The organism is Streptomyces sp. NPDC007095, assembly GCF_040634475.1.
Taxonomy (GTDB): Bacteria; Actinomycetota; Actinomycetes; order Streptomycetales; family Streptomycetaceae; genus Streptomyces.
The window spans coordinates 12,781-33,032 of sequence record NZ_JBEYFS010000061.1; the positions used below are offsets into that span (position 1 = coordinate 12,781).

Annotated in this window: 20 protein-coding genes and 2 pseudogenes; 5 read left to right on the forward strand and 17 right to left on the reverse strand. The window is 67.0% G+C overall.

The genetic code is table 11. The features are described from left to right. Positions 1-96: 96 nt before the first annotated feature. From ABZ656_RS21890 to ABZ656_RS21900, 3 genes are all read right to left on the reverse strand, one after another. A complete protein-coding gene (locus ABZ656_RS21890; protein ID WP_360269911.1) occupies positions 97-1,797 on the reverse strand; it encodes an FAD-binding oxidoreductase in 1,701 nt (566 codons plus the stop codon). After that, the gene (locus ABZ656_RS21895) at positions 1,794-2,411 is read right to left on the reverse strand and encodes a lysophospholipid acyltransferase family protein (RefSeq protein WP_360269913.1); all 618 of its coding nucleotides are present in this window, start codon (positions 2,409-2,411) and stop codon (positions 1,794-1,796) included. The genes ABZ656_RS21890 and ABZ656_RS21895 overlap by 4 nt, the downstream gene beginning before the upstream one ends. Positions 2,412-2,555: 144 nt before the next feature. Further along, complete coding sequence (locus tag ABZ656_RS21900) at positions 2,556-3,362, reverse strand: SDR family oxidoreductase (protein ID WP_180362095.1); 807 nt, start codon at positions 3,360-3,362, stop codon at positions 2,556-2,558. Between the two features lie 583 nt (positions 3,363-3,945). Here ABZ656_RS21900 and ABZ656_RS21905 point away from each other — a divergent pair. Genes ABZ656_RS21905 through ABZ656_RS21915 form a run of 3 tightly spaced genes read left to right on the forward strand, consistent with a single transcriptional unit; the run spans position 3,946 to position 7,879 of the window. After that, positions 3,946-4,773 (forward strand): hypothetical protein, encoded by an 828-nt coding sequence (locus tag ABZ656_RS21905; protein WP_101401107.1) that lies wholly within the window; start codon positions 3,946-3,948, stop codon positions 4,771-4,773. Beyond that, positions 4,770-7,085 carry an HAD-IB family phosphatase gene (locus tag ABZ656_RS21910; RefSeq protein ID WP_360269915.1) on the forward strand — a complete coding sequence of 772 codons (2,316 nt, stop codon included), beginning with the start codon at positions 4,770-4,772 and terminating at the stop codon, positions 7,083-7,085. The genes ABZ656_RS21905 and ABZ656_RS21910 overlap by 4 nt, the downstream gene beginning before the upstream one ends. Beyond that, positions 7,085-7,879, forward strand: a complete 795-nt coding sequence (locus tag ABZ656_RS21915; RefSeq protein WP_101401109.1) for a hypothetical protein — start codon at positions 7,085-7,087, stop codon at positions 7,877-7,879. Before ABZ656_RS21910 ends, ABZ656_RS21915 begins: the two co-directional genes overlap by 1 nt. Positions 7,880-7,972: 93 nt before the next feature. On the opposite strand, the gene ABZ656_RS21920 is transcribed toward ABZ656_RS21915, so the two are convergent. The 9 genes and pseudogenes from ABZ656_RS21920 to ABZ656_RS21960 form a co-directional block, all read right to left on the reverse strand. Then, positions 7,973-8,503: an alpha/beta hydrolase gene (locus ABZ656_RS21920; protein ID WP_360269917.1), complete on the reverse strand. Its 531-nt coding sequence runs from the start codon at positions 8,501-8,503 to the stop codon at positions 7,973-7,975. A 143-nt stretch (positions 8,504-8,646) separates the two neighbouring features. Beyond that, on the reverse strand, positions 8,647-8,859 hold the full coding sequence (locus tag ABZ656_RS21925; protein WP_180362096.1) for a hypothetical protein: 213 nt from the start codon (positions 8,857-8,859) through the stop codon (positions 8,647-8,649). A 282-nt stretch (positions 8,860-9,141) separates the two neighbouring features. Further along, positions 9,142-9,447: pseudogene (locus ABZ656_RS21930) on the reverse strand (IS5/IS1182 family transposase); the annotation flags it as partial. Between the two features lie 88 nt (positions 9,448-9,535). Further along, the gene (locus tag ABZ656_RS21935; RefSeq protein WP_180362097.1) at positions 9,536-9,706 is read right to left on the reverse strand and encodes a hypothetical protein; all 171 of its coding nucleotides are present in this window, start codon (positions 9,704-9,706) and stop codon (positions 9,536-9,538) included. Positions 9,707-9,748: 42 nt separating this feature from the next. After that, complete coding sequence (locus tag ABZ656_RS21940; protein WP_360269920.1) at positions 9,749-10,345, reverse strand: YceI family protein; 597 nt, start codon at positions 10,343-10,345, stop codon at positions 9,749-9,751. Between the two features lie 126 nt (positions 10,346-10,471). Continuing rightward, positions 10,472-11,218 carry an SDR family oxidoreductase gene (locus ABZ656_RS21945; RefSeq protein ID WP_101401112.1) on the reverse strand — a complete coding sequence of 249 codons (747 nt, stop codon included), beginning with the start codon at positions 11,216-11,218 and terminating at the stop codon, positions 10,472-10,474. 288 nt (positions 11,219-11,506) lie between these two features. Further along, entirely contained in the window at positions 11,507-13,207 is a 1,701-nt protein-coding gene (locus ABZ656_RS21950; RefSeq protein ID WP_180362367.1) for an FAD-binding protein, read from the reverse strand. 824 nt (positions 13,208-14,031) lie between these two features. Then, positions 14,032-14,529, reverse strand: coding sequence for an Ohr family peroxiredoxin (locus ABZ656_RS21955; RefSeq protein WP_101401114.1), 498 nt, complete (start codon positions 14,527-14,529; stop codon positions 14,032-14,034). After that, a complete protein-coding gene (locus ABZ656_RS21960) occupies positions 14,526-14,705 on the reverse strand; it encodes a hypothetical protein (RefSeq protein WP_360269922.1) in 180 nt (59 codons plus the stop codon). The genes ABZ656_RS21955 and ABZ656_RS21960 overlap by 4 nt, the downstream gene beginning before the upstream one ends. A 728-nt stretch (positions 14,706-15,433) precedes the next feature. Between ABZ656_RS21960 and ABZ656_RS21965 the strand changes: the two genes are divergently transcribed. Continuing rightward, the gene (locus ABZ656_RS21965) at positions 15,434-16,162 is read left to right on the forward strand and encodes an NAD(P)H-binding protein (RefSeq protein WP_101401115.1); all 729 of its coding nucleotides are present in this window, start codon (positions 15,434-15,436) and stop codon (positions 16,160-16,162) included. Positions 16,163-16,456: 294 nt separating this feature from the next. Here the strand turns inward: ABZ656_RS21965 and ABZ656_RS21970 are convergent, their stop codons facing one another. From ABZ656_RS21970 to ABZ656_RS21990, 5 genes are all read right to left on the reverse strand, one after another. Further along, positions 16,457-17,053, reverse strand: coding sequence for a DUF5134 domain-containing protein (locus ABZ656_RS21970; protein ID WP_360269924.1), 597 nt, complete (start codon positions 17,051-17,053; stop codon positions 16,457-16,459). Between the two features lie 93 nt (positions 17,054-17,146). Next, a complete protein-coding gene (locus ABZ656_RS21975) occupies positions 17,147-17,548 on the reverse strand; it encodes a cupin domain-containing protein (protein ID WP_360269926.1) in 402 nt (133 codons plus the stop codon). Between the two features lie 606 nt (positions 17,549-18,154). Next, complete coding sequence (locus ABZ656_RS21980; protein WP_101401118.1) at positions 18,155-18,628, reverse strand: carboxymuconolactone decarboxylase family protein; 474 nt, start codon at positions 18,626-18,628, stop codon at positions 18,155-18,157. Between the two features lie 97 nt (positions 18,629-18,725). After that, the gene (locus ABZ656_RS21985; RefSeq protein WP_360269928.1) at positions 18,726-19,094 is read right to left on the reverse strand and encodes a hypothetical protein; all 369 of its coding nucleotides are present in this window, start codon (positions 19,092-19,094) and stop codon (positions 18,726-18,728) included. 45 nt (positions 19,095-19,139) lie between these two features. Next, positions 19,140-19,427, reverse strand: coding sequence for a cupin domain-containing protein (locus ABZ656_RS21990; protein ID WP_360269930.1), 288 nt, complete (start codon positions 19,425-19,427; stop codon positions 19,140-19,142). A 326-nt stretch (positions 19,428-19,753) separates the two neighbouring features. Between ABZ656_RS21990 and ABZ656_RS21995 the strand changes: the two are divergent. Continuing rightward, positions 19,754-19,990 (forward strand): annotated as a pseudogene (locus ABZ656_RS21995) (hypothetical protein); the annotation flags it as partial. Between the last annotated feature and the right edge of the window lie 262 nt (positions 19,991-20,252).

Sequence of the window (20,252 nt, forward strand, 5' to 3'; positions counted from 1 at the left end):
GATCACACGCCGGCGTGCGCGATCCGCCCGGCCGGCGAAGTGGCCGCGCCGATGACCGCGAACCGGCCACGCGCGCGGGCCCATGGACCGCCGCGCTCAGACCACGATCTTGCGCGGGTTGAAGTTGCCGCCCGGGTCGGTGGCGTCGAAGAGGCCCGACATGATCGCGACACCCTGCGTCGAGATGTCCTCCTCCAGCCAGGGGGCGTGCTCCAGGCCCACCCCGTGATGGTGCGAGATCGTGCCGCCGGCGTCGACGAACGCCTGCTGGACTGCGCGCTTGACGGTGTCGTACTCGCCGAGCGGGTCATCACCGAACGCGAAGGCGAAAGTGAAGTAGAGGCACGCTCCAGAGTGGTATGAGTGCGACATGTGCGACATCGTCCAGCCTCTGTGGCCGATCTTCTCGTAGGCGCGGTCGGCCGCCTCGTAGACCGCCGCGTGGATGCCACGAAGCTTCGACCACGGACCGGCGGTCTCGCTCACGTCGCCGGCGGCACCGCGGTCGAGCAGGAAGTCGCGGATGTACGGCGTGTCGAACTTCTTCTGGTCGTAGAGCGCACCGGGCCCCTTGCCGACGCCGATGCCGTGATGCTTGCGCACGATCCGGTCGATGAGTGACTTCTGCCGTTTCGTGTGCGCCTCGCCGCCCTCGAAGCCGATGAAGGAGAGGCACATCTCGTCGAGGTTCCAGCCACGCCTCTTGAGATACGCCATGAGGCCGGCCTGCGCCTTCTTCTGAATCCCCTTCGACTCCTTGCTCGTCGCCAGGGAGAAGGCCGTCTCGTGCGCGTCCGAGATACGGGTGACCGAGGGCGAGACGTCACTCTCGGCGATCTCCTGCACCGCGGCGAGGCCGTGGTCGAGGCTCTTGAAGAAGTAGGCGTGGATAGCACGCTTCTCGGGGAATCGGTGCACCTGCACCGTGACCTCGGTGATGACGCCGAGCCGCCCCTCCGAGCCCACCACCATCTCCCGCACGCTCGGCCCGGTCGACGCGCTCGGAACAGCACGGATCACGAGGACCCCGTCGGCCCGTACGACTCGCAGTCCCTTGACGATGTCCGCGATGTCGCCGTACTTGTCCGACTGCATGCCGGACGAGCGCGTGGCGACCCATCCGCCGAGCGTCGAGTGGGTGAACGAGTCGGGGAAGTGCCCCATCGTCCAGCCGTCCCGATTGAGTTGAGCCTCAAGATCGGGGCCCAGCGCCCCGGCCTGGATGCGCGCCAGGCCGGATTCGGCGTCGATCTCCAGTACCCGGCTGAGGCGACCGAGGTCGAGTGAGACGACCACCCGTGACTCGTCCGGGTGCGGCTCCAGGCTGCCCGCGATATTGCTGCCTCCGCCGAAGGGGATGATCACAGCGTCCGCCTCGACGGCCGCGTCGACGACGCGTTGCACCTCCGCCTCGTCGGCCGGGTAGACGATCACATCGGGACTGCGCGCGATCTCACCGGCTCGGATGCGGACCAGGTCACGCAGGCTCTTGCCGTACGTGTGGACGACCCGGGACAGATCGTCGACGACGGTGTTCCCGGCTCCGACGATGCCGCTCAGAACCGCGACGAACTCCTCCGGAGCCGTCGAGGTCGGCACCTTCAGCTGCGAGAAGTCGGGCCGTTCGGTGTGTTCGCCCGCCCAGAGATCGAGACCGATGGCCTTCTGTACGAACGGTGCGAAACCAGGTTTGTCCTCGTGATGAAAGCCGACACCTTCCACGCCCCAGCCCCACCACTTCATGTGTTTCACATCACCGGTGTGCATCGGGTCGGTGCGGCTGGTGGATTCGGTCACGAACGGTCTCCTTCAAGTGTGCGACGTGAGGTGGTACTCACGCCGAGGACGCGGTCGGAGTTCTCCTCGGCCAGGGCGACGATCGCCGAGCGGATGCGTTCGGTGAACTCGCTCCTCAATTCCCCGGGAAGGGCGGTGAGCGGTTCACCGAAGACAACTCCGACCGGCAGGCGGCCCGGTTTGGGCCAGTTCGATCCGCGAGGATGCGCCGCATGCGCGCCGATGACCGCGACGGGGACCACCGGCACCTCGGTCGACGAGGCGAGCGCCGCCGCCCCCGGCTTGAACGCCCCGAGGGATCCGTCGCGCGAGCGGGTCCCCTCGGGAAAGATCAGGAGCGGCACTCCCCGGTTCAGCAAGGCCTTGGCGCTCACTCCGCGCGCGTGCACTCCGGTGCGGTCGACCGGGAAGGCGTTGAAGAAGAGAGCCGTGAGGCCGCGCCGCTGCCACACGTCGAAGAAGTAGTCGGCGGCGGCTCCCACCGCGAGGTAGCGCGCCAGTCGGCGAGGCAGCGCGCCCATGATGAGTGGCGTGTCGAGGTGCGAGGTGTGATTCGCGACGACAACATACGCGTCCTCGACGTTCGCCAAGCGTTCGCGCCCAAGTACCGTCACACTGGTCACGCTCCATACGACGGGCTTCAGCAGCCCCCGTTGCGCGATGAAACGCGCCGCAGCGTGAGAGCGTGACGTGAAACGGTCGCGTATCGCCGCAGGCATCCGCTTCCTTCCCGTGCGGGCCCGCCCGCACTGATTCTTTCAGTGAATGAGACTGTCATTGCGGCCGGACGAGATCCGTCGCGAGATCCACCGCACCGTGTGGGGTGGAAGATGACGTGTGATCCAGATGAGCAACCGGTACCGGAAGCTCGGTATGGAGATCACCCGTCCGCGGCGCACGTCGCGCAGACTCGTCTCGACGACTCGCTGGGCGTCGAGCCAGAGGAAGTTCGGAATGCTCGACGAACGGATTCCGGCCCGTGTGTGGAATTCCGTGCGGACCCAGCCCGGACAAAGTGCCGTCACGGTGACGCCCGTTCCATGGAGCTCGTTCGCCAGTCCCTCGGTGAGCGAGGTCACGAAGGCCTTGACGGCCGAATAGCTCCCCATGGTGACGAACCCAGCCGTGCTCGAAACATTGACGATCGCACCGTGCCCGCGCTCGCGCATGGCCCGCCCGGCGGCGCCGGCGAGCACCAGCACCGCGCGGCCCATGACCTCGATCGCCCGGTCGTGCGGAGCGGTGTCGGCCGAGGTCATCGGTGCGTGCACGCCGAAACCGGCGTTGTTCACGAGCATGTCCACCGGACGGACGGGGGCCTCCAGTCGGGCGGCGACACGCTCGACGTCGGCACGATCGCACAGGTCGGCGGGCAGCACCTCGACAGCACGGCCCCGGGATTCGAGCTCGACCGCCATCCGACCGAGCCGCTCCCTGCTGCGCGCCACCAGGACAAGGTCCCATCCGCGGTCTGCCAGAGCGCGCGCGAACGCTGCTCCGATACCCGACGTGGCGCCGGTGACAAGTGCGACCCGTGTACCGCTCAGCACAGTTTCATGTGCCATCTACTCGACATCCGAGCTCTCGCTCGTAGTTGTTGCGTGGGGTGGTGAGCGGCGCCGTCGGTCCCGACACCGGCCCTCCGAGCCACCCGACCCAGGTTTATCGCCACGGTCGTGCGGCAGCTGATGCCTGAGTCCTCGCACATGTCACACCTTTCGTTTCTCGGATCGTTCCGTTAGACCGGGCACGCATCCGTCTTGTGACACGAGCTTCCGCACATGCTCATGCGGACTCGGAAATCGAGACGAGGCCGCGCAGCCGGGATGCACGGCAAGGTCCGGCGCACGTCGGCTGCGCCGAGACATCGAGACACCGCACCGATACCGCGGGCTCTGACGGCACCTGGCAGTCGACTGGATCCACCTGCGCTGTATCAGGCAACGCCCGGGTTGCAGGACGGCCGTCATGATCGGTAGGTCTGCTCCGGATCATCCCTTCAACCGCACCGTTGGCCGCTATGCCGAACCAAGTCATGTGTCACACATGCGCCGGTTGCCCGGTCTCACGTGACGGCCCCCGGCGGCTCTTCGCACGCTCCGGGGCCTCTGCAGGATTACCCCCGCTCCCGCCCCAGAAGGTCCGTGCATGAACTCAAACAGCGAGACGACGACCGCGCCGCCCGAGACAGCGGGCTTCGACATGCGTGAGTTCGCCCGTACGGCACACGGCAACCACCGCGGAACCCTCGCCCTCGGGTCGCTCGCCCAACAGCCGCTCGACGCCGAATCCGTCCGGCTCGTTCGCGCGCTGCGCGACATGGAACGTGCGACGCTGCACCGTGTGCGCGACCTCCTCGTCACGGCGACACACAAGGACGCCCGGGTCACCGCGTTCCTCACCACGTGGATGTTCGAGAGGTTCTGGATCGCCGACGCCCTCGACGCCGTCCTGGATGCTTCTCCCGCCGCCCGCGATCTCCCGTCGAGCGCCGGTCCGGCACGGTGGGTACTGGCGGAGCGCCGTGAACGCCGTGGCCCGGTCGCTCGCTCCCTCATCGCCAACATCACCGGTACGCAGATCGTCGCCGAACACGTGACGACAGGCCTCGTGGACGAATGGATCATGCAGGCGGCCTACCGGCGTCTGGCCGGCGTGTCCTCCGCCATGGCGTCGATCATCAATCCCGTGGTGGAGATCAAGCATCGCCACATCCGCTTCCTCGCCGAGGAGGCGGAGCGGCGACTGCGGTGCTCGGCCCGCGCCCAGCGCATCACCCGTCGCGCTCTCCGGCGCACCGCCTGGCCGCTCGGTTCGGTCGATCGCTCCGAGCACGAGCGCACCTTCTTCGAACGCTATGTCTTCGGCGACCGGAGCGGACGAGCCGAGGCACGCCGTATCCGCGCGATGGTCGCCGCGCTCCCCGGCATCCGTCCCGGTGTCGCATCCATCGTGGAATCGAGGCTCCTTCCGTGATAGCGCACAACGCGAGGACTGAACTCGGCAACGCACACGTCCTGCTGACCGGCGCGACCGGCTTCGTCGGGCAGGCCGTGCTGGAGCGGCTTCTCACCGATCACCCCAGCACCCGCATCTGGCTCCTCGTGCGTGGGAAGGGCAGCCAGACCGGGCAGGACCGGCTCCGGCAGCTTCTGCGCAAACCCGTGTTCGCGCGCTGGCGGGACGCTGTGGGCGCCGAAGACGCCGAGCACATCGTCCGTGAGCGGGTCACGGTGCTCGACGGCAGCATGACCAGCATTCCTGAGCTGCCCTCCCACCTTGACGTCGTCATCCACTCGGCGTCGACCGTCTCGTTCGACCCGCCCATCCACGAGGCGTTCGACACCAACGTCAACGGCGCCGTAAGCCTCTACGAGGCACTCCTCGCGTCCGGATCCGACCCGCACGTCGTCCACGTGTCGACCTGCTACGTCGGGGGACTTCGTCGGGGTGTGGTGCCCGAGGCCAAGCTCGAACACGACGTCGACTGGCACACCGAGTGGACCTTGGCGGCGCAGGCCCACGAGCGCACCGAACTCATCTCGCGGGAGCCGGCGATGCTCGAGCCGTTCATGGCCCGCGCCCGCGGCAACCACGGCAAGGAGGGCCCGATCGCGGCGGCCCGCGCGAGCGAGAACGCGCGGCGCGAGTGGGTGCGTTCCCAACTCGTCGCTGCCGGTCGGCGGCGCGCGCAGAGTCTGGGCTGGACCGACGTCTACACGCTGACGAAGGCACTCGCCGAACGCGCCGCGGAAGACCTCTGGGGCGAGGCCGGACACCGGCTTTCGGTGGTCCGGCCCGCGATCATCGAGAGCGCCCTCCAGCATCCGTTCCCCGGATGGATCGACGGCTTCAAGGTCGCCGATCCGCTGATCTTCGCCTACGGCCGTGGCCAGCTACCGGACTTCCCGGGTCTGCCCGACTCGATCCTCGATGTCATCCCCGTCGACTTCGTCGTCAACGCCATCCTGGCCGTGGCGGCCACCCCGACCCCCGTCGACGAGCCGAAGTACTTCCACGTCGCCTCGGGCGCGTCGAATCCGTTGCCTTTCCACCGCATGTACGAGAACGTACGCGACTATTACACGCAGCACCCGATACCCAAGGACGAGGGATTCGTCGAAGTACCGACCTGGAAGTTCTCGGGCGAGCGCAAGTTCAACCGAGGCCTTGTGCTGGCGAAGAGAAAGGCCGACCTGTGGGACGCCGCCCTGCGGCTGATGCCGAACGACGAGCGTAAGCGTGCTCTGGCGACCGAGAACGCCAAGCTGCGCGCCGGCATCGCCACCCTCGGCAACTTCATCGACCTCTACCGCGCGTATGCGCAGACCGAGATCATCTTCGACGACCACAACACCCGCGCACTGAACAACGCCCTTCCGGCCGAGGTGCGCGAGGACCGTGGCTTCGATGTGGAGCGGATCGACTGGGAGGAGTACCTGCAGAAGGTGCACCTGCCCGCCATCAGCGAGCTGACGGCGGCCTACCGTCGCCGGAAGGCCGCGGCCGCCCGGCCGGCGAACCCCCGCCCGAAACCCGAACTGCCGCGGCGTACCGACGTGCTCGCTGTCTTCGACCTCGAACGGACGGTCGTCGACTCCAACATCGTCGAGCAGTACCTCTGGGTGCGCACCGCAGGCTTCCGCAAGGCTGCCTGGCCGAAGGAGGCGGCGGACCTGCTCGCCTCGCTGCCCGGCTACCTCCGCGCCGAGAGGCGTGACCGCGGCGAGTTCATCCGCGCGTTCCTGCGCCGCTACCGCGGCATGCCCATCGCCCGTCTCGAGGAGGTCGTGCGACGCGGCTACGCCGACACGATGCTGCGGCACACGAGCGCGGACGCCCTGGCGCGCATCCGCGAGCACCGTGCGGCAGGTCACCGCACCGTCCTGGTCACCGGCTCCATCGGCCTTCTCGCCGCTCCGCTCTCCGACCTGTTCGACGAGGTCGTCGGGAGCTCCATGCACGTGCGGGACGGTGTGCTAACCGGCTACCTCGGGAAGCCGCCGCTCGTCGACGAGGCGAGGGCCGCATGGCTCCAGCGGTACGCCGAGGAGGGCGGCTACGACCTCGCGGCCTCCTACGGCTACGGCGACAGCCACTCCGACCTGCCGTGGCTGTCGCTGCTGGGCAAGCCCTCGGCGATCAACCCCGACGCCGAACTGGCACGCGAGTCCCACAAGAGGAACTGGAACATCTACCGCTGGAAGAGCGGCGGTTCGGGTGTGCGCCGCGACGTCATCGCGGCACGGGCGACGATTCCGACGCGCACCGACGAGACGAGCGACTGATGGCCTTCGACATAGACAAATACACGAAGAACTCCACCGGCGTGCAGTGGGCCGACCTCGACTTCGACGAGTTCGAGCGCAACCCGCTGCCCGAGGAGACGCTGCGCACGCTGCGCTACATGTGCGACATCGAATACCACACGGTCTGCTACCTGCGTGATCTGCTGACGACCCCGTCTCACGACGAGCCGGCGGTGGGCGCCTTCATGACGATGTGGAACCGCGAGGAGTTCTGGCACGGCGAAGCGCTCGCGGCCGTGCTGGAGCGCCACGGTCTCCGAGTCGACTTCGACGAACTCAAGGCGACCCGCCTGAAGCTCGGTTGGAAGGACCGCTTGGGGACGGTGAAGCAGACGGTGATCGGCCGGCTGGTCGGAAATGACTTCGTCGCCGTGCACATGGCATGGGGCGCGGCGAACGAGTGGTCGGCGACAGCGGCGTACCACCGGCTTGCCGCGCTGGAGAGCCACCCGGTACTGGTACCGCTGCTGAGGCGGATCGCGCAGCAGGAGACGAAGCACGTCGCGTTCTACGCCTCGCAGGCGCGTGACCGGCTCGCGGCAAGCAAGAAGGCCCGCGTCATCGCCCGGCTGGCACTCGAAAACGCCTGGGGCCCGGTCGGCTCGGGCATCATGCCCGAGGTCGAGGTCACGCACGTCATGACTCACCTCTTCGCGGGCTCCGAGGGCCGCAAACTCATCCGCGACATCGACTCGCACATCGCGAAGCTGCCGGGCATGGACGGGCTGCGGATAGTCGAGGACGCCATGGACAAGCGCGGCATCGCTTCCTGACCCTGTTGTCACTGCGGCTTTGGACCGTGTCCTCCTACATGGCCAGGCGGACGATGGCCGAGCGCTGGGAGCGTGCGGTGGGGACGGATCGCGTCAGATGGGCTGTGCGAGATCGGCAGCCCCTTGCCGCCGCCAGCGCGAATACGGCCGTAGGTCGGCGGCGATCTCTCGTGCGGACTGCCCCTTCGCGGGTATGAAGGCGTCAATGCACACGAGCGCCTTGACGTTGGTGTTGCCGAGGGCGGCGTTCGTGATGACCATGCCGCCGTACGAGTGGCCGACCAGTACGATCGGGCCCTTGATCGTCTTGAGGCAGTCGGCCCGATAAGCGGCATCGCCGCTCACACCGCGCAGCGGGTTCGGTGGGGCAACGACGTGGTGGCCCTGGCACCTCAGACGGGTGATGACGCCGTTCCAGCTCGATCCGTCGGCCCAGGCGCCGTGCACGAGTACCACAGTCGACTTGCTCGCAGCGCCGGACTGGCCGGACAAGGTGGCCCAGGTCGGCGAGGCTGATGCGCTCGCCGGATCGACCGCGGTGACGAAGAGAGCCGCTCCGACGCTCGCCGTAGCCAGTACGGCGAGGGGAGTGCGGGTGCGTTGGTAAAGAGAACGACAGTTCATGAAGGGCCCTTTCGGGGCGCAGGTTGAATTTGAGCCTTTTCCGGAAAGCCGGAACGGCATGTGTTGCGACAGCGCGCTGTCGCAACACATGGGAAGGCGGACCGTGGAAGACGAGCCAGCGAAGCCGAGAACGGCTCCAGCTCCTATCGCAGGGCGGACGGAGCGTTGACGAACTGGTTGAACGCCTGGGCGCGGGCTTTGAGCGCGGAGTCCTGCGCCAACCGGAGCACACGCCCCGCTTCCACTTGCCCGTCGTCGCGCTTCGGCAGCGCCCGTGCGATGCCGGACAGCGCGGCCCGGGCGGCAGCCTCGGCGTCGACGGCGTCGGTCCTGCGGTAGGAGCCGGTGCACTCCACCCGAGAAGGTGGCGGTAGCCGGCCGCGGCGGCTGGGAACTCCCTGCGGCCCACGGCCTCGACAGCATGGGCAGCAGGAAAGACAGCAGGCATGCCGAGGGCAGTCAGGGTGCTCCTGCGCGACAACGTACCGATAGTCAGCGTCGGTCGGTGGAGCGGTCAGGGCCGTGACGGTGCCATCGAGGCCAAGGCGCTCCTATCGGGACACGCACAAGGCACAAACGGCCAGTGAGAGTACGAGCCGAACCGTGGCCGGAACGACACGACCACCATCCTCACAGCGGGAGCAGTCGGCCCGTCCGTCACCGATCCGGCCGCACTCGGCGAGGGCGCTGTCCAGCAGGACATGATCCGAATCGGCCTCGTGCAGGGCACGCAGCAGGCTGGGCGCACGGTTGACGAGCAGGTGGATGACCGAGGCCGTACAGGCGCGGGCAGTGCCGACGGAGATCTGGGCGGAGGTGTCGTGCCGGCGCAGGTACGCCGGTGCGACCAGGGCACGCTGGTGTGGTGGGACCTTGCAACGGCGGTCACCCTCACGGGTGACGACGAGTATGGTGACCCACTCGACCAAGGCGTGCGGCAGGATGGGAAACCAACGAGGCTTCCGCGCCGGACAACGACTCGATGCCCGGCTGGGTCGGGCGAGTGCCGATGACTTCGGTCTGCTCGGCCGCTCAACGGGAGGGGAGCCGCTGCGGAGCGGCGGAGATGGCTTTCATCCGCTCGTTGAGCGCCACGAGTTCTTGGCGTAGCACGTTGATACGCGTTTGAAGTTCGGTGGCTTCGGCGGCCAGTGCCACGACTGTGGCCGCCATGTCGATGCCGTTCTCGGTGGCTTGCGTCATCGTCTGTCCTTCTGCCGGACACGCCGGCAGCCGTCTCTCGGCCTATGCGCCTTCCACCTGGTTCAGCCGCACAGCACGGATGTCGAGAATCAGCTTCACCTTGTCGCTGATCAGAACTCCGCCCGCCGCCAGGGCCTTGTTACCGTCAAGCCCCCAGCCGGAACGCTGCAGGGTGGCCGTGCCCGCGAAGCCGACACGGTTCTGAAGGTGAGCGTCACGGCTCGCTCCGCCGAACCCGAGGTCGATGTGAACGGGCTGCTCGACGTCCTTGACCATGAGGTGTCCCGCCAGGCGGAAGTGGCCGTCACCGGCATGGAGGACTCCGCTCGAGCGGAAGCTTATGAGAGGGAACGTCGCTGCATCGAGGAAATCCGCGCCGGTGACATGCACGTCCCGCTCCGGATAACCCGTGTCAAAACTGCCGGTCTGGACACTGAGGTAGGCCTCGGACCGAGTGGGACGTGACCCGTCAAGCTTGAGAATCCCCTCGAAGGCAGTGAATTTTCCGCGTACGTTGGTGACCATGCCGTATCGAACGGAAAAACCGATCGTGCTGTGGACCGGATCGATGGCGTAGATGCCGGTCAGTCCTGCGTAGGGGACGGTACGAAAAATAGTCTTATTCGTGCACTTGAACATGGCGAGCCGGTTCCTTGGTGCGTGGATCTCAGATGGGCGCGCATTCCGGCTGCAGCCGCCTTGCGCGTAGAGGTGAATCCACGGCCGGGGTGGCCCCTGACTGCCGCCAGGGGCCACTCGCAGGGCCTACTGCTGCCGCACAAGCCAGTCCGCGAAACGAGTCTCGGCGATCTGCGCGTCAGGACTCGGCACGAGCGTGGACTCCTTCAGTTCGGCACCGGAGTATGGGGCGCTCGGGTCCGTGACGACCGTGCGGGCGTCGTCCTTGTCGGCGAGCAGCTGACGGATGAGTTCGTCGAGCTGGAACACGTCGGGGCCGGCGACCTCCAGCGTGCCGTTGACCGGGGCGCCGACCGCGGTGCGGCCGAGGGCCGCGGCCACGTCGTCGGAGTAGATGGGCTGGAACTTGACGGGAGCCAGACGCACGGTGTCGCCCTCGGTCGAGATGTCCGCGATCCCGTTCACGAACTCGAAGAACTGAGTGGCGTGGACGATGGAGTACGCGATTTCGGAGGCCTTGATCAGCTCTTCCTGCGCCTGCTTGGCACGGAAGTAACCGCTCTCCTGAAGGCGGTCGGTACCGACCACGGACAGCGCCACGTGGTGCGTCACGCCAGCGTCCGCCTCGGCCTTCAGGAGATTGGTGGTCGAGGTCCGGAAGAAGTTCATGACGTCTTCGTCGACCCACGAGGGGGAATTGGACACGTCGACCACGACCGACGCGCCCTGCAGTGCCTCGGCCAGCCCTTCGCCGGTCAGAGTGTTGACGCCGGTGTTGGGCGAGGCCGCGACCGCCTCGTGCCCGTAGTCGTTGAGCTTGCCGACCAGCTTCGAGCCGATGAGCCCGGTTCCACCGATCACTACGACCTTCATAGTGGTGTCCTTCCGTAAGTTTTCATGGTGTGGTGCGTAGCTGCGACGAGTTCTTCGTCGGCGCCGAAAGAATTTCTGTCTGCACCAGGAGAGACCGGACAGCAGATCTACCTGTGACAGGGTTTCGTAAGGATCGAGACGATTTCCGGATTGGCCCTCGAAGAACTTGGACTGCGCGCGGGAGTGCGGCTGTCCACCGGTCGCGTCACGGCTCCGCAGGCGGTTGGTCGGTGTGCTCGAAGGAGTAGCCGTGTGCCGCCATTGCGTGCTTCGCAGCGTTGTACGAGGCTATTCGGCGAGCTTTCCATCGGTCGAGACCTCTGTCATCAGGGGAGAAATCTCGTCGGGGACGGCCGGAATGCTCTCGCGGGTGATACCAGTCGTGGGCGACCATACGAGGTTGACCTGCTGAGCGGGGTCCAGGTCGGGGTAGTCGCTGCGGTTGTGGCAGCCGCGGGTCTCTCGACGCTCAAGTGCAGCTTCGAGGGTGGCCCGAGCCGACAGGGCCGCGGACTTGAGATCAAAGGCGTGCGCGAGATCCTGGAAGCCGGCGATGTCCGGGTGCACGCCGACGTCCTCCATCCTCTTCTCGATCGCCGCGAGCTCTGTGAGTCCGGCGCGCAGGCCTTGTTCGTCGCGTACGACTCCGGCGTGCTCTGTCATGGTGTTGCGGATGGCGCGCTGCAGGGCGCGGACGTTCTCCGGTCCGTCGGCCTCGAGGAGATCGTCGATCTCCGAGCGGGCCTGTGCGACAGCTGACGCCGACCGCGGCTGGGCGGTCAGAGACTGCGAGTAGGCGGCGGCCGCCTGGCCCGTGATGCGGCCGAAGACCAGCAGTTCGATAAGACTGTTCCCTCCGAGGCGATTGGCGCCGTGCAGGCCGCTCGACGCCTCACCGATGGCGTACAGGCCGCGCACGTCGGTGCTGTGGTCCTCGGGGCGTACCCACACCCCGCCCATCGAATAGTGCGCGGTGGGCGCGATCTCGATCGGATCGCGGGTGATGTCCAGCATCTGCAGATCGAGCAGGGTCTGGTAGACGCGGGGGAGACGCGTCATGATCGTCTGCCGTGGCAGATGGGAGACATCGAGCCACACGCCGCCCTTGGGCGTCCCGCGCCCTTCCTTGATCTCCGTGTAGGAGGCCAAGGCCACGCGGTCACGGGTGGACAACTCCATGCGCGCAGGGTCGTAGCGGTTCATGAACCGCTCGCCGAGCGCGTTGCGCAGGATGCCGCCCTCACCGCGCGCGGCCTCGCTGACGAGGGTGCCGGCCGCGTTCTCGGGCTCGATGATCCCGGAGGGATGGAACTGCACCAGTTCGGGGTCGCGCAGGCGGGCGCCGGCTTCCACGGCCAGACGGAACGAATCGCCGGTGTTCTCGTCGCGCCGAGAGGACGTTCGCCGCCAGATGCGGGTGTGGCCACCAGCGGCGAGAATGACGGCGTCGGCGTGGATCAAGTACCGCTTTCCGTGGGTGAGATCGAAGCCGTAGGCACCGAAGACGGCGCCGTCGTGGACCAGGAGCCGGGTGATGTAGACGCCGTCGAGCACCGGGATGTTCAGCTGCTCCGCGCGCCGGATCAGCGTGCGCTGGATCTCCAGACCGGTGTAGTCGCCGGCGAACGCGGTCCGCCGGAACTTGTGTGCGCCGAAGAAGCGCTGGGAGATCCGGCCGTCCTCCTCCCGGGCGAAGGCCATACCGTAGCGTTCCAGGTCGCCGATGCCCCGAGCGGCGCCCTGGGTGACGATCTCCACAGTGCGGGGATCGGCGAGCAGATAACTCTCCTTCAGCGTGTCGGCTGCGTGCTGCTGCCAGCTGTCCTCGGGATCCATGGTGCCGAGGGCAGCGTTGATTCCTCCGGCAGCAAGTGCCGTATGGGCGTCCTCCTTGGGGCGCTTGCCGACCGCGAGGACGTCGATACCGGCCTCTGCCAGTTCGATCGACGCTCGCAGCCCGGCACCTCCGGTTCCGATCACCAGCACCATGGTGGAAAGATGTTGTTCGGTGATAGCCACGATCTACTCCGATCGCCGAGGGATTGTCACTCAGTAGGACCGGCATGTCCCGGAATCTGTGACATCTTTCGTGGCCACTCCCGGGGCGGGTGGCGTCCACTGGTCGACACGCGTTCCTGCCGGCACGTGATTCCTCGTCAGCGGGCCGCTGTGACCGTGCTCCCAGTGCGTCGGCAGCGGGCGGGTCACGTTGGCGGAGGCACCCATTGGCCCGCTCAGCCCCTTATTCCGTGACAAGCTCAGCGCCGACCTGGCAGGGTCACGCGCCGACCTGGCAGGGTCACGCGCCGACCTGGCAGGGTCACGTGCCGACGGTCACAACCTCGTGGGCTTCATGGTCGTACCTTCAGTCGAACACTGCCTTCGCGAGCCGACTGACCATTGATCACTTCCGTCGGGCGGAGGAATGGAAGGCGCCGTACGTCATTGCACAGCCTTGCGTCGACATCGAGGACGGAGGTTGCACTCATCGGGTGCCCGGTGAACTGCGAATGTGGCGCAAGCCGGGCAGTCGCTTTACATTACGCTTCCGAGTGCGTGGACGTATTGCGGTGGCTGCCGGTCAGGATGACCGGCAGCCACGTGCCGTTTCCGTCGATGATCAGACAGCGTTCGTGGCTTACTCTCCCCGGTCGACCGGCGACAGGCCGGCTGGTCTCCCCTTCCTTGAGTCTTTTTATGATGGAGCACCGGTGGGCGGCTTTATGTCGTACGAAGAGCCGTCGTGTGCCGACATGAGGCATACGACGGCTACAGAAACGGCATACGGTTGGACCGGCTGCCGATGCCGTCGGCTAAGAGGCGAGCCTGATGCTTGTCGGCGTTCCCCGTAGGGCCATCTTCGTGTAGGGGCACAGCGAATCGGCCTTCTCCACGAGCGGGGCGGCGACGGCAGGGTCGATGGCCGGCCACTTGACCTCGAGGTCGACGTGCAGCAAGTAGCCGCCGTCTTCAGGGTCCCGTCCGAAAGCCACGGTTGCCTCCACGGAGATTGCTGCGGGGTCGAGTGCGGCCTGCCGTGCGACGAGACTCAGCGCCCCGTGGAAACAGGCGGCAAAACCGGCGGCGAACAGCTGCTCGGGATTCGTCCCCTGGCCGTCTCCGCCCAGTTCTGTGGGCATGCGCAGGTTGAGATCCAGGACTCCGTCGCCCGAGCGTGCCCTTCCCGAGGCCCGCCCATGACTCGCCGTCCCCCCGCTCACCGTCACGGTCGTGGTGTAGATCGGGGCGAAGACCTCTCCGTCGTAGTCTTTGTCGGTGGGCAGATCGGGCAACTTGGTCCACTCGGTCACGGCATGACTCCGTCGGCGTCGCAGTGCACGGCCGGGCGCTGAGCCGAAATCGACGCGGGAAAGCTCGTGCCCGTCGGCCCTTTTAGGTCACGCGGCTTCTTTGTGCCGAGCCGCCATGCGATACCGGACTCCGGGCCATGGGCAGAGCCCAATAGAATGGTGATGTCGAATGCCATATTTGGTGCACCTTCGCGTATGGAGGGTTTCCAGATGCGGACAGTTAGTTGACCGACACGTCCTCGCTGTTGTGACAGCCGTCGGTACGCAGCCCGCTCGGCCGGCACCTCGGCCCTGGCCGGGCGAGCGGGACCGTGCCGGGCGGTCTTCGAAAGTGTCGATGTTCGCGTCATTGGTTCTGGCCGCGAGTGCGTGAATCACCAGCTCAGGTCGCGACAGGATGCGGGTGAAGCGCTTCGGGCTGACAGAGGTCCTTGAGGTACCCCCGGCGGTCGCACTCCGGAGTCCGACCGTCCCTGTCCGTCCAGGATGACGGCCCCGCGCCATCAGGCATCCCCTGCTGCGGTGGTGGTTCCGCCGCGGAGACCTGGCACCCCCAGGCGTGATCCTCTTCTGCGGTATGTCGATCGGGTTCTAGGAGGTCACGGTGAACGAACCCGTACGGGACGGGCGTCACTCGACGAGACGGTTATGTTCGCCGGAAACGGCGGGCCGCGCCGGCGGACCTCCGTGGAGGTGAACGCCCGGCCGGGGCCGTCGACCGTTTCGGCCGCGGTGATCGAGGCGGATGCGCGGGCGAGTACGGGCACCGGCTCGCCCTTGCCCTGGACCGAGTACACGAACCCGGCCCCGGGAGCCGGAAGGATGTGGCCAGGACGAACGTACAATGCGCGGATATCGTGGCCTATGTCGCACTTCGGACGTACTACCGGCGAAAGGGCATGTCATGAAGTTCGCGGTCATCGGCGGTACGGGACTGATCGGGTCGCAGGTCGTCAAGAACCTGAACGCCGCCGGACACGAGGCGGTACCGCACTCGAAGTCCACCGGCATCGACGTCATCAGCGGTCAGGGGCTGGACGAGGCGGTGGCGGGAGCCGACGTCGTCGTCAACCTGACGAACTCGCCCACCTTCGACGAAGCCTCCCCGGCCTTCTTCCAGACCTCGATGGACAACCTTCTGGCCGCGGCCCGGAAGGCCGGCGTCGGCCACTTCGTCATTCTCTCGATCGTCGGCACGGACCAGGTGCCGGAGCTGGACTACTACCAGGCCAAGACGCTCCAGGAGCACATCCTCGCGGCCGGGCCGATCCCCTACTCGATCGTCCGGGCGACGCAGTTCATGGAGTTCATGGATGCCACCATGTCCTGGACCTCCGACGCCGACACCGTCCGGCTGCCCGCCACGCCCATCCAGCCCATCGCCGCCAAGGACGTGGCCGCCGCGGTGGCCGAGGTCGCCGCGGGCGCCCCGCTCAACGGCATCCGCAACATCGCCGGCCCCGACATCTTCACCCTGGACGAGGTGGGCCGGATCACCCTGTCCCGCAAGGGCGACAGCCGCACCGTCGTCACCGACCCCACCGCCGGCATGTTCGCCGTGGTCAAGGGCGACGTCCTCACGGACAAGGACGCCCACCTCGCGCCCACCCGCTACACAGACTGGCTCTCCTGACGGGCTCTGGGGCACAGGCCAGGTGCCCGATCGGTCGTTCCTGGCGAGGTGTCGACGGCCGTGCCGTCGTCGACGCCGTGCTGTTCGAGCTGTTCCATGGCGCGTGCCCTGTCCGCATCCGTGGTCGAGGATCGCGGCGTGCCTGCTGATCCCGTCGCGTCATGGCAGTCGGAGCGGGGGTGAACGTCTTCGCGGCCGCAGCCGCGCCCTCCCACGGACGAGGGAGGCGAAGTGGGTCCGCTGCCGAACCCGACGCCGGCCGCATCCGGCGTGGGGCCCGGGCGTTGGCGGCGGTCAGGGGCGTATGAGCAGCATGATGACCGTCCCCAAAGCCATCGAGCCGTCCCAGAAGTAGCCGTAGGGCTCTCTTGCGCTGGTGGAGATGGCTGCGGGATCCGGAACGTTGCGTAGCGTGGGCATGCCGCGGACCAGTGACCAAAGACCGTACCCGAGCAGGTACAGCGCCAGCACTCCGGTGACCAAGGCGCCGGCCTTCGACTCCCCCGCGGAGTGACTGAGGTGCACGGCCCGGTGCTCCGAGGGGAGACCTTCGGCCAGGGGCTCGTGTGATGGGCCCATCATGGAGAGCGTCATCCCAGCCGTCGCTGCCATGCCGGCCGGGTACGGCAGCCTCCGTGCGGTTGCGGTCAGTCTCGACCGCTGATGGCGGCCGGCGGTGGTCAGCGGGAACCGCAAGGCAGCGGCTGCGAAGAAGGCCGTCTGCGGCAGCTCCGGCAGCCCGCGAGCGCAGTTCCACGGCATCACCGCCATGGCCAGGGCCATGGCGGTGTGCAGGAGATGGTCGACTCGGCTGCGCCATCCAAGACTCCGTGACACGAGGGCATGCCGCAGTGCACGGACGGCTGCGGCCGCGAACAGCGCTGTCGGCACGCAGTACACACATCAGTGGCGCTCATGCCTTACCGCGTCCTCCCACGGAGCGAACGGGCTCCGTTCGGAACCGGCCGGTGCGCGGGCGGCAGGTCAGCCGGTGGGCCGCGGGGCGCGCAGATGGGCGCGCTTCTCCAGTTCCTCGTCGTCGACCATCGTGAGCATCGGCTGGCCCGGCGCGCACATCATGAACACGATGTACTTGGCCGGGACGTCCGACGAGGCGTTGCCGTTCTGATAGTGGATCACTTCACCGCCCGGCTCCCAGAACGTCTCACCGGCTTTGATCACGTGCTCCGGCTCACCCTCGAGCTCCCACCGGACCGCTCCCTCGAGTACGTAGCCGAAACACGGCCCCGAGTGGCGGTGCGGGGGAGTGCCAGGGTCACCGGGAGCCCACTCGACAAGCACAGTCATTCCCGAAGCGCCCTCGGGAATGAAAGGCGGCTTGACGTCTGCCAGCATCTTGGGGCCGAAGCCGTCCTCTGAGTGCATTTCATGCATTAGTGCTACACCTCCGTAGACCTGCCCGGAACAGGCGATCTCGCGTCGGAAATTCCGGGCTCACAACAACTTGCTTTACAGTGAAGACAAAACATGGCCCGTATCTGTGACACGCCATGCGCCTCCTGCCTTACACATAGCGAATCCCCATGTCACCCTCCCCCCTGTCGGCGGTCTCCACAATTCGGCCGGCTGCAGAATCGAGAGCGCAGCGCACTGTGGTAATCGCGGCCAGACGTTGTCACGGCGCCGACCTTGACGGCATCACCGGGGAGGGCGTCAGCAGGCGTGCACGCCGGGCCATGAACGGGCTGACAGCCCGCACGGGTATTACGGTGGGCCCTTGCTGACCAAGGGGGGCATGCACCCGACCTCGACGGCAGCCTCCGGCGAGAACACGGTCGATCCCCGGGGGAAACCGTCCTGCAGGCCTTCGGAAGTCCGCCCGAAGGGGGCGCAGTGCCGGGCCGCGAAGAATTCGGCCCGGCCGACCGCGTGGTTGAGCGCAATCGGCTGGCGCTCGAAGTCCGTTTCCCCGCGAAGGCAGCGGTGGCGCGGAGAAGGACCGTCCGCGTCCGGCTGGGCCGGACCCTGGCTCTAGCCGAACATGCCGACCTTGTAGCCGCCGGCCGGCTGCCGGGTGATGATGTTGATGCGGTTGTAGGCGTTGATGATGGCGATGAGGGTCGTCAGCGCGGCGAGCTGGTCCTCATCGAAGTGCTTGGCGGCGTTCGCCCAGGCCTCGTCGGTGACGCCACCGGACGCGTCCGCGACGCGGGTGCCCTGCTCGGCCAGCTCCAGCGCGGCGCGCTCGGCCTCGGTGAAGTCCGTCGCCTCCCGCCAGGCGGCGATCAGGTTGAGCCGCACCGAGGTCTCCCCGGCGTGGGCGGCCTCTTTGGTGTGCATGTCGGTGCAGAAGCCGCAGCCGTTGATCTGGCTGGCGCGGACCTCGACCAGATGCTGGATGGTGGCCGGCAGCGTCGAGTCCGACAGCGCCTTGCTGGCCGAGAAGAGGTGCTTCAGCACCTTGCCCGCGAGGGGATTGCCGTAGTAGTTGAGACGTGCATCCATTGGCGCTCCTAGCGAAATTGCTGGTACGCACTAGTGACCGGACAGCCCGGCAAGGTGTGACACCAAGGGCTGTGTGATGTGGGTCTCAGTGATCGTGCTATCGCCGTACGGCCCCGGCTGCGGGTCGTGCCCGGAAGGATTTCAGCGATCTCGGGGTGCGGATCGAGTAGGTGTGATCGAACGCCTCACGCAACACGTACGCGGCGCGTTCAGTGGGGGGCGGCTTCTCCAGCACCAACAGCAGTGCCAGTTCGAGGGCTCCTGAGTGCTGTGCGCCCACCTTCGGATCCGAGCTGGTGCCGACGGGCTCCGGCAGCCAGGGGCCGATGTAGGTATCCCGGCGCACACGCGCCGATCGCGTGACGTCGATCGCCGAACGAGCCGGGGCGCTCGCTAGGAAGGTGACGGGGCTGACCAGCGTGGAGCGGTCAGTTCTCGGTCGGCGCAGCCACACCTCGCCGTTCACATCACCGAGACCGCCTGGCAATCAGGGCAAGAAGACGCGAAAGCTTCAGTGGCACTCGTGTCTTGTTGCGCCCACGCCACTACCCGACTTCCAGCACGTCCCGCCGGCCTTCACCATGCGCTCCGGGTCACCCTCGCCCTCGAAGCGCACCGCACCCTCGATGGCATATCCGAACGACGGGCCCGAGTGTCGGTGCGGAGGAGTTCCCGGGGCGCCTGGCGCGCACTCCACGTGAATGGTCACCGTCTGGCGTTGCGGTGCAGCTTCACAGGTGTGCTGTCCATGGGGCAGCCACACCGTCCGCCGAAGTGTTTTCCCACGTGCGGGGATCACATTTTCCTACTGCCGGCTGAGTGCGCAGCGGGTCTGTGACACGAGTGACTGCATCCGCCCTTCAGGACAACCTACGGGCGCGCAGGAGCGGTTGGGGATGGGCACACGGTGAATGGCCTGTGCACCCGGAGCGCGCTTTCGACTCGCGGCAGGACACACAGTGCTGAGGATCGTCACAAAGGTGGCATGTGCGCGGTCCTAGGTGTTGTGAACCGCTGGCTCCACCCCACCATCACCTACGCACCCCTCTGGCCCGTCGACACCGGAAGCACCTCCGTGTCGGCAGTCGGTCTCTCCTTTGATCACGCTGTGACAGAAAGGCTGCCATGAGTGATCCGTCCCGGCCCACTGAGTTCTCTGCAACGAGTGAGCTCGACCAACTACCCGACCGGGATACCGAGGAAACCGCCGAATGGCAGGTATCACTCGACGCTGTCGTGAGGAACGCGGGGCCGGATCGGGCGGTGTACCTGCTGCGACGGGTGCACGAGTACGCGGCCAGGTCCGGGATCGCCCTGCCGGGGCTCTTGTCCTCGGACTACATCAACACGATCCCGACGTCGGAGTTCGACAAGCGGATCCGGGCCGGCTGTGACAGCGCGAGACTTGCGGTGCCCGCATGATGAACGCACGCCCATCGGCGCGGGTTCGGTCCACCCGCGGTGGACGACCAAAGAGGTAGGTGCTGTTCGGGCTGATCGCCCACAACTGCCTCGTACTGCTCGGCGCGCGCGGCGGGCGCCTGACGAAGGATCCACAGCCCTTCCGGCCCGAGCACAAGACGTGTCGCTGCTGCCCGCCGGATGGGACCTCCCGACCGCGTCG

What these genes read in the sequence shown, in the direction of transcription:
- ABZ656_RS21975 (WP_360269926.1), bottom strand. Translation starts at nt 17,548, where the DNA reads ATGCACTCAGAGGACGGCTTCGGCCCCAAGATGCTGGCAGACGTCAAG.
- ABZ656_RS21980 (WP_101401118.1), bottom strand. Translation starts at nt 18,628, where the DNA reads ATGGATGCACGTCTCAACTACTACGGCAATCCCCTCGCGGGCAAGGTG.
- ABZ656_RS21900 (WP_180362095.1), bottom strand. Translation starts at nt 3,362, where the DNA reads ATGGCACATGAAACTGTGCTGAGCGGTACACGGGTCGCACTTGTCACC.
- ABZ656_RS21920 (WP_360269917.1), bottom strand. Translation starts at nt 8,503, where the DNA reads ATGAACTGTCGTTCTCTTTACCAACGCACCCGCACTCCCCTCGCCGTA.
- ABZ656_RS21950 (WP_180362367.1), bottom strand. Translation starts at nt 13,207, where the DNA reads ATGGTGCTGGTGATCGGAACCGGAGGTGCCGGGCTGCGAGCGTCGATC.
- ABZ656_RS21905 (WP_101401107.1), top strand. Translation starts at nt 3,946, where the DNA reads ATGAACTCAAACAGCGAGACGACGACCGCGCCGCCCGAGACAGCGGGC.
- ABZ656_RS21935 (WP_180362097.1), bottom strand. Translation starts at nt 9,706, where the DNA reads ATGACGCAAGCCACCGAGAACGGCATCGACATGGCGGCCACAGTCGTG.
- ABZ656_RS21940 (WP_360269920.1), bottom strand. Translation starts at nt 10,345, where the DNA reads ATGTTCAAGTGCACGAATAAGACTATTTTTCGTACCGTCCCCTACGCA.
- ABZ656_RS21945 (WP_101401112.1), bottom strand. Translation starts at nt 11,218, where the DNA reads ATGAAGGTCGTAGTGATCGGTGGAACCGGGCTCATCGGCTCGAAGCTG.
- ABZ656_RS21915 (WP_101401109.1), top strand. Translation starts at nt 7,085, where the DNA reads ATGGCCTTCGACATAGACAAATACACGAAGAACTCCACCGGCGTGCAG.
- ABZ656_RS21960 (WP_360269922.1), bottom strand. Translation starts at nt 14,705, where the DNA reads ATGGCATTCGACATCACCATTCTATTGGGCTCTGCCCATGGCCCGGAG.
- ABZ656_RS21965 (WP_101401115.1), top strand. Translation starts at nt 15,434, where the DNA reads ATGAAGTTCGCGGTCATCGGCGGTACGGGACTGATCGGGTCGCAGGTC.